Annotated in this window: 10 protein-coding genes, 1 tRNA gene and 2 rRNA genes; 1 reads left to right on the top strand and 12 read right to left on the bottom strand. The window is 33.3% G+C overall.

The annotated features are described in order from the left end of the window. The first annotated feature begins 27 nt into the window (after positions 1–27). Positions 28–456, top strand: coding sequence for an Lrp/AsnC family transcriptional regulator (locus KXZ80_RS00935; RefSeq protein ID WP_021434224.1), 429 nt, complete (start codon positions 28–30; stop codon positions 454–456). 30 nt (positions 457–486) lie between these two features. Here the strand turns inward: KXZ80_RS00935 and KXZ80_RS00930 are convergent, their stop codons facing one another. From KXZ80_RS00930 to KXZ80_RS00875, 12 genes are all read right to left on the bottom strand, one after another. Continuing rightward, positions 487–1,179 carry a M15 family metallopeptidase gene (locus KXZ80_RS00930; RefSeq protein WP_021434225.1) on the bottom strand — a complete coding sequence of 231 codons (693 nt, stop codon included), beginning with the start codon at positions 1,177–1,179 and terminating at the stop codon, positions 487–489. Positions 1,180–1,357: 178 nt separating this feature from the next. Then, the gene (locus KXZ80_RS00925) at positions 1,358–2,548 is read right to left on the bottom strand and encodes a pyridoxal phosphate-dependent aminotransferase (protein ID WP_021434226.1); all 1,191 of its coding nucleotides are present in this window, start codon (positions 2,546–2,548) and stop codon (positions 1,358–1,360) included. 224 nt (positions 2,549–2,772) lie between these two features. After that, positions 2,773–3,471, bottom strand: a complete 699-nt coding sequence (locus tag KXZ80_RS00920; protein WP_021434227.1) for an HD domain-containing protein — start codon at positions 3,469–3,471, stop codon at positions 2,773–2,775. 17 nt (positions 3,472–3,488) lie between these two features. Next, entirely contained in the window at positions 3,489–4,322 is an 834-nt protein-coding gene (gene rsmI, locus KXZ80_RS00915; RefSeq protein ID WP_021434228.1) for a 16S rRNA (cytidine(1402)-2'-O)-methyltransferase, read from the bottom strand. After that, positions 4,323–5,075 carry a tRNA1(Val) (adenine(37)-N6)-methyltransferase gene (locus KXZ80_RS00910; RefSeq protein WP_021434229.1) on the bottom strand — a complete coding sequence of 251 codons (753 nt, stop codon included), beginning with the start codon at positions 5,073–5,075 and terminating at the stop codon, positions 4,323–4,325. It lies immediately after the preceding gene. Positions 5,076–5,352: 277 nt separating this feature from the next. Beyond that, positions 5,353–6,237: a PSP1 domain-containing protein gene (locus KXZ80_RS00905; RefSeq protein WP_021430378.1), complete on the bottom strand. Its 885-nt coding sequence runs from the start codon at positions 6,235–6,237 to the stop codon at positions 5,353–5,355. After that, positions 6,234–7,169: a DNA polymerase III subunit gene (locus KXZ80_RS00900; protein WP_021434230.1), complete on the bottom strand. Its 936-nt coding sequence runs from the start codon at positions 7,167–7,169 to the stop codon at positions 6,234–6,236. The genes KXZ80_RS00905 and KXZ80_RS00900 overlap by 4 nt, the downstream gene beginning before the upstream one ends. A gap of 2 nt (positions 7,170–7,171) precedes the next feature. Then, complete coding sequence (locus KXZ80_RS00895) at positions 7,172–7,861, bottom strand: dTMP kinase (protein ID WP_021434231.1); 690 nt, start codon at positions 7,859–7,861, stop codon at positions 7,172–7,174. Positions 7,862–7,937: 76 nt separating this feature from the next. Beyond that, on the bottom strand, positions 7,938–9,353 hold the full coding sequence (locus KXZ80_RS00890; RefSeq protein ID WP_021434232.1) for an aminotransferase class I/II-fold pyridoxal phosphate-dependent enzyme: 1,416 nt from the start codon (positions 9,351–9,353) through the stop codon (positions 7,938–7,940). A 315-nt stretch (positions 9,354–9,668) separates the two neighbouring features. Beyond that, positions 9,669–9,785: ribosomal RNA gene (rrf, locus tag KXZ80_RS00885) — 5S ribosomal RNA — on the bottom strand. Between the two features lie 61 nt (positions 9,786–9,846). Next, positions 9,847–12,761, bottom strand: a 23S ribosomal RNA gene (locus tag KXZ80_RS00880). Between the two features lie 95 nt (positions 12,762–12,856). After that, positions 12,857–12,932 (bottom strand) — tRNA-Ala (locus KXZ80_RS00875). Positions 12,933–12,962: the final 30 nt, after the last annotated feature.

Here is a 12,962-nt window from a genome sequence, read left to right as displayed (position 1 = left end):
ATATCGAAAGTCGAAAGGAGTTTTAATATGGATGCAACAGATTTTAAAATTATAGAACTACTACAAGAAGATGGTAGAATTTCCATGAAGGATTTAGGTAAAATAGTAGGTTTGACATCACCTGCAGTTTCAGAAAGAGTTAAAAGATTAGAGGAATCTGGAGTTATTAAAGGCTACAAAGCTATCGTAAATCCAGATAAATTAGGAAGAGTAATTAAATCTTTTATAAACATATCTTTACCTAGTGAAAATTATCAAGCTTTTATAGACTACGTTAAACGTGATAACCGTATTGTTGAATGTCATCATATAACTGGAGATGATTGCCTTTTACTAAAAGTTATAGTCCCAGATATGTATGCACTTGAACAAGTAATTGATAAAATTAAACAAGTCGGAAGAACTAAAACATCAGTTATTCTTTCAACTATAATCGAAGGCAAATCTATATTATAAATAAAAATAGAGGATGATTTTTTTCATCCTCTATTTTAATCCCAAATATTCTTCTAGTGTTAAATTATTCATTTTAAAATTCTTACTATGCTCTTTACCTATATATCTATAGTGCCAAGATTCATACATATACCCAGTTATATCTTCTTTACCTTTTGGGTATCTAAGTATAAATCCATACTTATATGCATTTTCATACAACCATTCGGCTTGCGGTGTCTCGTCGAACCAAGTGCCTACTGATCTTTTCTTGCTATTTGAAATATCTAAAGCTAAGCCTGTTTGATGTTCGCTAAAACCTGGTACTGAAGAGTATCTATCCGCAGCTTTTTTGCCATCTCTTTTAACATAATCATTATATAGTTGAACTTGTGTATCATAACTTCTGTATCCACTTCTTACAGTTATTTTTATTCCATCTTTTTTTGCAGCTTCTTGCATTTCTTTAAACGCTTCCATTGCTTCATAATCTTCGCTTCCACTTGTTGGAGCATATTCGCTTGGAAGACCATAATCTTTGTTAGCAACCAATATTCCATCTATATAAAGAGGTTGTATACCTTCTATATAATCACTTCTTTCATGTTTTGGTTTTTTTTCTATAGATTCAATTTTACCCTCATTTACATCTGCATAAGTATCCTTTTCTTTTGATGATATCATGCTGTACGCTTGGAATACAATAATCGCTATAACTATAGCTACTATGCCTTTCTTTAACATAAATTCCCCCCATTATTCTATTTTTCAAACAATATTTATTATTATACTCCAAAATATTACTTAGTTCTATAATATATGACCTTTGTAATCTAATTGCATTATATAAATCAAAAATAAAAAAGCTATCTTAACAAGTAGAATATAAATCTACAAGTTAAAATAGCTTGTTAATTCTTAATTATAAAGTTATACCTTTCTCTATTCTCTCTAGACCCTCTTTTATGTTTTCTAATGATGTTGCATAAGAAAGTCTTATGTAATTATCATTTCCAAACCCTATTCCTGGAACAACAGCTACATTTGCATCATCTAATAAATAATCAGCAAAGTCTATTGAATTTTTTATTTCTTTTCCATTTAAAGTTTTACCTAATAGTTTACTTATATTTACCATTACATAAAAAGCTCCTTGTGGTTTTAAGCATGATAAATTCTCTATAGAGTTAATTTTATCAACCATGAAGTCTCTTCTTTCTTTAAATGCTTCAACCATTTCCTTCAATGTATCCTCTGGAGCATTTAAAGCAGCTATTGTAGCATATTGAGCTATAGTATTTGGATTTGAAGTAGCATGACTTTGGAAATTCGACATAGACTTAGCTATTTCTTTTTTACAAGCAGTGTATCCTATTCTCCAACCTGTCATTGCATAAGCTTTTGCTACTCCATTTACAACTATTGTTAAATCTTTTATATCTTCATTAAAAGATGCTATACTTTTATGAGTTCCTTCATATAATAATTTTTCATATATTTCATCTGAGATTACATATATATTGTTTTTCACAGCTAAATTAGCTATAGCTTTTAAATCTTCTTCTTTATAAGCTGTTCCAGTTGGATTATTTGGTGTATTTAATATTATTGCTTTAGTTTTATCTGTTATTGCAGATTCTAAAGCTTCAACTGTGTATTTAAATTCAGCTTCTTCTGGACACTCTACAAATACAGGTTTTGCATCTACTAATCTTATTAATTCTGGATAACTTACCCAATATGGATTAGGAACTATTACTTCATCTCCAGGATTACATATCGCTGATAAAGTATTAAATAATGAGTGTTTAGCTCCATTAGAAACAACTATTTGATCTTTAGTGTATTCTAAGTTATTATCTCTTTTTAATTTATCACATATAGCTTGCTTTAAACTATCCATTCCCGAAGCAGCAGTATACCCTATACTCTCATTTTCTATAGCATCTATAGCTGCATCTCTTATGTGTTTTGGAGTTCTAAAATCAGGTTCTCCTGCCCCAAATCCTATTATATCTACACCTTGAGCTTTTAAGCTCTTAGCTTTTGCAGTTATAGCTAATGTTACCGATGGTTGAATTGATTTTAATTTATTTGATATATCTTTTCTCATTCTTTATCCTCCCCAAGCTTAAGTCATTTATAAAATCGTTTTCCAAGATATTATTTTTTAACCTTTTTTTAATAAAATCTTTAAATATAAACGTAATAAAAGTGTATTAATTTAAAAAATTAATACACTTTTATAATATACAAATTTTTACAAATTGTCTATATCTTAATATTAAATAAAATTTTACTATACTTATATTACAACGACTTTACATTTTATCTAAACTACCCTCTCTCATATCGATATATGTAGTTAGTTATTGCATAGTTCATATACGATTTAATTATACCCATATCTTCATCTGGTCTTATTAATTTTCGAGTTGATACTATATCAACATATCCTATAATGAATATATCTATGCTTTCATCTTTTAGATCATCAAATATATTAAATAATCTTTCTTTGGACATATCATTATTTCTGTATAACTCAAGTAATGACATATGATATCTAATATATTTGTATAAAATAGATGAATTTAATTCACTTAAATTTAATGTTTTAGAAATTTCTAATGATTTATTTGCTCCTAATATTTCGTGTTTTTTAAAATGGATCCTTCCATTATCATCAACAGTTTGAGCTATAGGTTTACCCATATCATGTAGGAATATCCCTAATTTTATAAGATCTATTTTTTTCATTCCATTTTCTAATTTTTTATTTAAAGATTCAAATACTCTGTCTTTCAAATGACTTTCAAAAAAGTTTTCTTCCTTTAAAGTATCTTCAAATAATTTAACAGCTAGAATTGAATGTTCAAAGCAATTTATAACATGATATTTGCATTCACCTACACTCTTCATATCAATAGTAATCGGTAATATTTTTGATAAATCGCCTGACTCATCCATTTTTTTTATTGAATCAACTGTATTTTCACTTTTTATACAATCCATTAGCTTTTTTACTAATGTCATGCTTTATCACCTCTATTTTATAAATCTAGAACTTGTTTATATACTATATCTTTCTTTAACTTTCTTTCTTTACAAACAGCTTTAATTGCATCTTTTTTACTTATACCTTCTTCCATAAGCTTTACCACATACTCTCTATCATTTAAATCATCGTACTCGCAAACTTTTTTTACTTCACCTTTAAAGCCTTCAACTATAAGTACAAATTCTCCTTTTACTTCTCTTTCATTAAAAATTTCTATACAACCTTGTATGTCTTTTCTTATTATCTCTTGATACTTTTTAGTTAATTCTCTATTTATTGCTATAGATCTATTACCTAATACTTTTAACATATCTTTTAAAGTATCTTTTAGTCTATGTGGAGATTCATAGAATATAATAGTTCTTTTTTCATATTGTAATTCTTCTAGTTGAGCTCTTCTTCTTTTTTTATCTCTATCTAAAAAACCTTCAAATGCAAATTTGCCAGTTTCAAGCCCTGAACCTATTAATGCCGTGATAGATGCAGTAGCCCCAGGTAATACAACTACTTCAATATCATTTTCAATAGCCTGTTTTATTACTTCTTCTCCAGGATCTGATATTCCAGGCATTCCAGCGTCACTTATCAACGCTATATTTTCTCCGCTTAGTAATTTATTTATTAAATATCCACCTTTATTATCTTTATTATATTCATGATAACTTGTTAATGGTTTCGATATTTCAAAATGATTTAAAAGTTTAATACTATGTCTAGTATCTTCTGCTGCTATTAAATCAACTTCATTTAAAACTCTTAAGGTTCTATATGTTATATCTTCTAAGTTTCCTATTGGAGTTCCACATACATATAATTTTCCACTCATTTACTTTTCTCCTATATCTTGATTTGCATATATGTCATCAATTTCTTTAGTATAATTTTCATCCTCATCATAAACATATAATGGATCTAATATTTTTAAATCTGGTCTTCCACCCTTAGTAAACTGAACTAACATTATGTTAGGAGCTTTGCCTTGCTTAGGATGAATAAACTGAATTTGCTTTGGCTCTAACTTATACTGTCTTGCTAATGTTATTATTTCTATCAATCTAGTTGGTCTGTGGATCATGTAAAACTTACCTGTATCTTTCAATAGTCTAGATGCTGATCTTATAACGTCTTCTAAATTACATTTTACTTCATGTCTTGATATAGCTTTTTTATCATTTGGATTTTTTATCCCATTATCATGCATATATGGAGGATTTGAAGTAACTACATCAAACTTGTTAACTTCTAAAGTTTTATCTATTACTTTTATATCTCCATTTACAATTTTAACTCTATCTTGTAAGTCATTTAATAGTACAGATCTTGAAGCCATCTCATAAACTTCTTCTTGGATCTCTACACCTATAATTTCCTTAGCTTCACTTTTACCAGCTATTAATATTGGTATTATACCTGTTCCTGTTCCTAAATCTACTACGCTAGCACCTCTTTTTACTTTAGCAAAATTCGCTAATAAAACAGCATCTACTCCAAAACAAAATCCAGTTGTGTCTTGTATCAACCTTAGTCCTTTTAATTGAATATCATCTATTCTTTCCGTCTCTTTTATTTTTACGTCCATAAATCTACTCCTTAACATTAAAAATTCGCTTCGCTTGAGCGACTACGTCTGCGAACTACTTCATATCGCCAAAATTTCATGTCGTCAACGTCCACTCGGCAAGCTCGTGTCCCGTTACTCAAACGACTTCATCCGTTGCTTAAAATCTTTTTAACGCTCAAAATATAGTATTTTGATACAACTAAAGTTTGTAGATTATTCACAAATTTCAGCAAGTGTAATTTCTTTAAGCGTTAAAAATTCACAATTTAAAGGGTAGGAAATATCCTACCCCCTATTAATCTTCTAATTTTTTTAACTCTCTTAATGTCTCTGCATCAAGTTTTTCATCTTTTTGTCCACATCCAGCACATTTCTTAGCTTCTTGTAAGATCTTTATATCTTCTCTTTCATAAAGTTTTATGTTTTTATCTTGTAATTCTACTTTAATTTGTTCTAAAAGAGGATTAATTTCAATTACTTTTCCTTTTCCATCTGGAGATTGTACTATAGAACCTACTGTTGGCATTTTTTCTAATGCTTCACTATATACATCATGTTCATATTTTAAACAGCAGAATAATCTACCACATATACCTGAAATTTTAGTAGGATTAAGTGATAAACTTTGATCCTTGGCCATTTTTATAGACACAGGTTGGAAATCTCCTAACCAAGAAGAACAACATAATCTTCTTCCGCATGGTCCAAGTCCACCTATAGATTTAGCTTCATCTCTTACTCCAATTTGTCTTAGTTCTATTCTAGTCTTAAATATAGAAGCTAAGTCTTTTACAAGTTCTCTAAAGTCTATTCTTCCTTCTGCTGTAAAGTAGAATATTAGCTTATTTCTATCAAACGTATATTCACAATCTATAAGAAACATAGTTAATTCATGTTCTTTTATTTTTTGTTGGCAAACCTCAAAAGTTTCTTTTGCTTTTTCTTTATTTTCTAAATAAATCTTAGTATCTTCTTCTGTTGCTATTCTTACAATAGGTTTTAAAGGTGATACTAACTCACTCTCGTCTAATTCCTTAGGTCCTACTACAACCTTACCATATTCTAATCCCCTTGCAGTTTCTACTACTACATCTACATTTTTCTCTATTTCAAATTCTACAGGATCAAAATAATATATTTTTCCTGCACTTTTGAATCTAACACCCACTATTCTTATCATTTAATCACCTCATATATATTTAAAGACATCACTTGTATACTCAAATTAAAGTTACAATTACTTCTTAACTTTTTCTTAGTCTCTTCTATTATATCAATAATCTTAGACACTTGAGAATAGTTAATTTTTTTGCTCATATTTTGTAAAAATGTTATTTTATCTATATTTATAATCATATCTTTATTTATATTTTCTTTTAACATCATTATATCTCTAAAGTAATTCAAAGTTATATCCAAAACTTCAATAATATTATCTTTATATTTATCATACTTACTTGGAAGTTCTAGTATATCAACTACATTCTTATCTAACATAGTTTGTATATTGCTTTGAATATCTTCTCTCATTACCATAAAATCTGATGACTCAGACAGCTCTAAAGCTTTACTTATACTTCCTCTAGAAAATGTAGCTAACATACTAGCTTTTCTATCTTCAATTCCCTTTGCTTTCAAATGCTCCTTTAATTCTATAAACGGTATTGGTAAAAACTTTACTATATCACATCTTGACTTTATTGTATCTAGTAATGAGTTTTTATTATTTGTTAAAAGTATTATTATTACGTAGTTAGGTGGTTCTTCTAATGTTTTTAATAATGCATTTTGAGACTCTATAGTCATTTTTTCCGCATCAGTAATTAAATATATTTTATAATCTCCATGTGGCTTTATTATAACATCAGTCTGTAAGCTTCTTATTTGAGCTATTTTTATACTTGCACCTTGAGGTTCTATAGGTATAAAATCAGGGTTATTCTCTAGATGCTCTGTTTTAAGTAAAAACTTTGCAAACTCCTGTGCAAGTGTGCTTTTCCCAACTCCATTTATTCCCTCAAATAAATACGCATGATTTATTTTATCTTTTGTAATAGAGTTTGATAAATATTTTTTAGCAAAACTTTGTCCTATAATATTTTCAAAATACATATCTATTTCTCCATAGAATCTATAGTTTTTTTAACAACTTTATATACTTCTTCATGTATACTATCTATACTTCTTAATTTTTCATCTTCTATACAATCAATCTTATTCCAATTATACTTATTTGCTATATATAAAGAGTTATTATATGATCTTGTTAGATAGTCTATATCACTTTCATGTATATCCTTTTTTTCTTCTCCTGTAAATTTATTTTTTCTATTTTCCATAAGTTTTTTACTAAACTCTACAGGAACATCCAAAAATACTACACAATCTGGTTGTGGAATCTTATATAAATTAAACTCAAAGTCAAATAACCAATTTATATATTTATCTCTTTCTTGTTCATCCATTTTTGATGCTTGATGAACCATATTTGAAGTAGTATATCTGTCTGCTATTATAACTCCGCCTTCATTATAAAAAGATTCCCATTCCGTTTTAAAAGATGCGTATCTATCTGCTGCGAAGAATGTAGAAGCTACATATGCATCTACGTCATTAGCATTTTTCCCGAAGTCTCCATTTAAATACATCTTAACTAGTGAAGCAGAATCTGATTTATAATTTGGATATTCGACTTTTTTTACTTTATACCCATCTTCTATTAATCTATTGTATAATTTTTTGGTTTGAGTTGCTTTTCCGCTAGCATCTGAACCACTTTCTATAATTATTAACTTTCCTTTCATTTTTTACACCTATCAATATTTATCACGCTTAATATACTAATATACGTAACTAATACTGTCTTCCTTTCTTATGAATTTAATCTATGTCTATAACTTGAATAAACCTAAGTTCACTATCTTTAACTCCATTAACGTTCATTCCCTTAGATTTACATTCTATAATGTAATCAATAACTTCTCTTGTAATCTCCTCTCCAGGAGATACTAAGCTAACTCCTGGTGGATATGGTATTATATACTCACCTGAAATTTTTCCTATGCTATTCTCTATTTTAACATTTTTTTTATTCATATAGAATGCTTCTCTTGGAGTTAATATCTTTTTAGGTAATTTAATTGGATACGATACGCTTTTTAAATGACTTTCTTTCTTATAAATTTTATCGATTTCAAATAATACATCTTTTAACTTTAAAAATTCATCTTTTGTATTCCCAATTGTTGCAATCAATAAAACACCGTAATAATTAGATAACTCAACCTGTATATTATAATTTTCTCTTAAAATATTTTCTAATTCATGTCCCGTAATTCCAAGTTTTTTTGTATTTAAAAATATTTTTGTATGATCTTTGCTTTCATCTACTTTAATATTTTTAAGTTTATAAGTTTCATTTTTAAATTCATATATATTATTTAAAAGTTTATCCATTAAATCAAATCCATTTTTTTCATATATATCTACAGCTATATCCAAAGATGCCATAAGTAAGTATGATGGACTTGAAGATTCTGTTATTCTCAGCATATTTGTTAACTTATTTATATCTATTCTATTTCCTTTAATATGAATCATAGATGATTGTGTAAAAGATGGTAATGTTTTATGAGTACTTTGTATTACTATATCTGCGCCTTGGCTTAATGCTGTCTCTGGTAGCTTCTCACTTAACCCTAAATGAGCTCCATGGGCTTCATCTATTATAACAGTCATACCTTTTTCATGTGCATAACTACAAATAGACTTTAAATCAAACACATCTCCAAAATAAGTTGGATAAGTCAGAAAAACTGCCTTGGCATCTAAATTTGAGTCTATAACACTCTTTACATCATTAAAACTAACTCCAGATAAAGTATTGCTATCTTTATTTATACTAGGGTTAACATAAATTGGATCTATATCTCCAATTATACAAGAATTAATCGCTGACTGATGGCAATCTCTATTTAGTATTATTTTTTCTTTAGGATTTACAGAAGCCATTATAGCTGCCTCAATTCCACAAGTAGATCCATTCACTAAATAAAAAGTTTTATCGCTTTTAAATACTTCTGAAGCCCTTTTAAGAGACTCTTTTATACACTCTTCTGGTGAATGTAAATTATCTGTCCCTGGAATCTCAGTTGTATCTAGCTTGTATAAATTTTCAAGTATATCTTCATACCCTAGCATTTTATATATAGCGCCTTTCTTATGACCTGGCATATGAAATGATATTATATTATCATCAACTATTTTTCTTAAAGAATCTATTATTGGTGTATTCATTACTTTTAATTTTACTTTAACTTAAATTTCAAGCTAAAGATCCTCCTCCCAAAACATATTGTGATTATATTAAACGACTATTTTAATCATATAATTATAATCAAGTTTTTTAAAGTATCTTTTATCATTTTTTACTTTATATAGTTTAATCACATCTCGTACAAGCGTAATTCTTCTTTATTTTACACATCAAAAAAAGTGGTTAGTGTTAAGTTACAATGCAGAAGCCATTTTAAAGCATCTTCTCAGCTTTATGACTTCAAATGTAACTTAATACTAACCACCACTACAAATCCACGTAAAATAAAAAAGATTACGCGGCTACGTCCTACTCTCCCAGGCAGCTTCCCACCAAGTACCATCGGCGCTAAAGAGCTTAACTTCTGTGTTCGGAATGGGAACAGGTGTATCCTCTTTGCTGTAATAACCGCATAATCTTTATTTAGAGTTAGTACTCTAAAAACTGAATAACATTTATTAAGATTAAATAATCTTGGTCAAGTCCTCGATCTATTAGTATCGGTAAGCTACATACATTGCTGCACTTACACCTCCGACCTATCAACCAGGTAGTCTTCCTGGGATCTTACCCTTACGGTGGGAAATCTTATCTTGAAGTTGGCTTCGCGCTTAGATGCTTTCAGCGCTTATCCATTCCGTACATAGCTACCCAGCCATGCCCTTGGCAGAACAACTGGTACACCAGAGGTACGTCCATCCCGGTCCTCTCGTACTAAGGACAGGTCTCCTCAAATTTCCTACGCCTGCGACGGATAGGGACCGAACTGTCTCACGACGTTCTGAACCCAGCTCGCGTACCACTTTAATGGGCGAACAGCCCAACCCTTGGGACCTACTACAGCCCCAGGATGTGATGAGCCGACATCGAGGTGCCAAACCTCCCCGTCGATGTGGACTCTTGGGGGAGATAAGCCTGTTATCCCCAGGGTAGCTTTTATCCGTTGAGCGATGGCCCTTCCATGCGGAACCACCGGATCACTAAGTCCGACTTTCGTCCTTGCTCGACCTGTATGTCTTGCAATCAAGCTCTCTTCTGCCTTTACACTCTACGCACGATTTCCGACCGTGCTGAGAGAACCTTTGAGCGCCTCCGTTACTCTTTGGGAGGCGACCGCCCCAGTCAAACTGCCCACCTGACAGTGTCCCAATACCTGATTCAAGGTATCTGGTTAGAATCTCAGTACTACAAGGGTGGTATCCCAAGGATAGCTCCACCGAGACTGGCGTCCCGATTTCATAGCCTCCCACCTATCCTGTACATGTAGCACCAAAATTCAATGTCAAGCTACAGTAAAGCTCCATGGGGTCTTTCCGTCCTGTCGCAGGTACCCGGCATCTTCACCGGGATTACAATTTCACCGAGTCTGTTGTTGAGACAGTGCCCAAATCGTTACGCCTTTCGTGCGGGTCGGAACTTACCCGACAAGGAATTTCGCTACCTTAGGACCGTTATAGTTACGGCCGCCGTTTACTGGGGCTTAAGTTCACTGCTTCGGATAAATCCTAACAGATCCCCTTAACCTTCCAGCACCGGGCAGGCGTCAGCTCCTATACATCGTCTTGCGACTTAGCAGAAACCTGTGTTTTTGGTAAACAGTCGCTTGGGCCTATTCTCTGCGGCCACCTCGGGCGTTAACCCTAACGTGGCACCCCTTCTCCCTAAGTTACGGGGTCATTTTGCCGAGTTCCTTAACAACAGTTCTCTCGCTGGCCTTAGGATACTCTCCTCACCCACCTGTGTCGGTTTGCGGTACGGGCACCTTTAATCTCGATAGAAACTTTTCTCGACAGTGTGAAATCAGCTACTTCGCTACTTAATTTCGCTCCCCATCGTACCCCAGCATTATCATGGCGGATTTGCCTGCCTTGACTGCCTCAGTACTTAGCCACACATAACCAACAGTGTGGTTAGCTTATCCTACTGTGTCATTCCATCTCTCAAACGATTATCGGTGGTACAGGAATCTCAACCTGTTGTCCATCACCTACGCCTTTCGGCCTCGGCTTAGGTCCCGACTAACCCAGGGCGGACGAACCTTCCCCTGGAAACCTTGGGTTTACGGCCCGTGGGATTCTCACCCACGTCTCGCTACTCATGCCAACATTCTCACTCCTATACTGTCCACACGTCCTTACGGTCATGCTTCAGCCTGCATAGGAAGCTCCCCTACCTATCATAAATGATATCGTAGCTTCGGTAGTAAGTTTTAGCCCCGGTAATCTTCGGCGCAGGATCACTCGACCAGTGAGCTATTACGCACTCTTTAAATGAGTGGCTGCTTCTAAGCCAACATCCTGGTTGTCTATGCAATCCCACATCCTTTACCACTTAACTTACATTTAGGGACCTTAGCTGACGATCTGGGCTGTTGCCCTCTCGACTATGAATCTTATTACCCACAGTCTGACTCCCAAGTATAAAATAACGGCATTCGGAGTTTGATAATCTTCGGTAAGCGCAATGCCCCCTAGGATATTCAGTGCTCTACCTCCGTATTTCTCAACCTTGAGGCTAGCCCTAAAGCTATTTCGGGGAGAACCAGCTATCTCCGAGCTCGATTGGAATTTCACCGCTATCCACAAGTCATCCCCGAGCTTTTCAACGCTCGTGGGTTCGGACCTCCACGAAATTTTACTTTCGCTTCATCCTGCTCATGGATAGGTCGCTCGGTTTCGGGTCTACGACAGCAAACTTAACGCCCATTTAAGACTCGCTTTCACTACGGCTCCATACCTTAAGTACTTAACCTAGCTTACTATCGTAACTCGTTGGCCCGTTCTACAAAAAGTACGCGGTCACACATATAAAGTGCTTCCACAGCTTGTAAGCGCAGGGTTTCAGGTTCTATTTCACTCCCCTCCCGGGGTTCTTTTCACCTTTCCCTCACGGTACTATGCGCTATCGGTCACTAAGTAGTATTTAGCCTTGGAGGATGGTCCCTCCTGCTTCCCACAGGGTTTCACGTGTCCCGTGGTACTCTGGATCACATCTAAAGTCTTCTCGTTTCAACTACGTGGCTATTACACTTTATAGCGGAGCTTTCCAACTCTCTTCGTTTACGATACCTCTTTGTTGATGATGTGTCCGCAACCCCAGCGAAGAAAACTTCACTGGTTTGGGCTATTCCGCGTTCGCTCGCCGCTACTTACGGAATCGAATTTCTTTCTTTTCCTCCGGGTACTTAGATGTTTCAGTTCCCCGGGTTCCCCTCACTAAGCTATGTATTCACTTAATGATACTTAGACATTACTCTAAGTGAGTTTCCTCATTCGGAAATCTTCGGATCAAAGTTTACGTGCAACTCCCCGAAGCTTATCGCAGCTTATCGCGTCCTTCATCGGCTCTTAGTGCCAAGGCATCCGCCCTGCGCCCTTAATAACTTGACCAGTTATTAAAAGTGTTATTTTTTAAAGAGTTTTCTTCTCTTATATTGGTTTATTTAATCATCACTAAATGTTATGCAGTTTTCAAAGTACTAATATGGTGGAGATGAGGAGGATCGAACTCCTGACCCCTTGCGTGCAAGGCAAGTGCTCTCCCAGCTGAGCTACACCCCCACAATATAAAGTTCATTTAAGAACTCTCAA

This window comes from Paraclostridium bifermentans (genome assembly GCF_019916025.1).
Taxonomy (GTDB): Bacteria; Bacillota; Clostridia; order Peptostreptococcales; family Peptostreptococcaceae; genus Paraclostridium; species Paraclostridium bifermentans.
Note: the sequence above shows the minus strand (reverse complement) of the source record. Positions and strands in the feature narration are given on the sequence as shown.

What these genes read in the sequence shown, in the direction of transcription:
- KXZ80_RS00935 (WP_021434224.1), top strand. Translation starts at nt 28, where the DNA reads ATGGATGCAACAGATTTTAAAATTATAGAACTACTACAAGAAGATGGT.
- KXZ80_RS00930 (WP_021434225.1), bottom strand. Translation starts at nt 1,179, where the DNA reads ATGTTAAAGAAAGGCATAGTAGCTATAGTTATAGCGATTATTGTATTC.
- KXZ80_RS00925 (WP_021434226.1), bottom strand. Translation starts at nt 2,548, where the DNA reads ATGAGAAAAGATATATCAAATAAATTAAAATCAATTCAACCATCGGTA.
- KXZ80_RS00920 (WP_021434227.1), bottom strand. Translation starts at nt 3,471, where the DNA reads ATGACATTAGTAAAAAAGCTAATGGATTGTATAAAAAGTGAAAATACA.
- rsmI (WP_021434228.1), bottom strand. Translation starts at nt 4,322, where the DNA reads ATGAGTGGAAAATTATATGTATGTGGAACTCCAATAGGAAACTTAGAA.
- KXZ80_RS00910 (WP_021434229.1), bottom strand. Translation starts at nt 5,075, where the DNA reads ATGGACGTAAAAATAAAAGAGACGGAAAGAATAGATGATATTCAATTA.
- KXZ80_RS00905 (WP_021430378.1), bottom strand. Translation starts at nt 6,237, where the DNA reads ATGATAAGAATAGTGGGTGTTAGATTCAAAAGTGCAGGAAAAATATAT.
- KXZ80_RS00900 (WP_021434230.1), bottom strand. Translation starts at nt 7,169, where the DNA reads ATGTATTTTGAAAATATTATAGGACAAAGTTTTGCTAAAAAATATTTA.
- KXZ80_RS00895 (WP_021434231.1), bottom strand. Translation starts at nt 7,861, where the DNA reads ATGAAAGGAAAGTTAATAATTATAGAAAGTGGTTCAGATGCTAGCGGA.
- KXZ80_RS00890 (WP_021434232.1), bottom strand. Translation starts at nt 9,353, where the DNA reads ATGAATACACCAATAATAGATTCTTTAAGAAAAATAGTTGATGATAAT.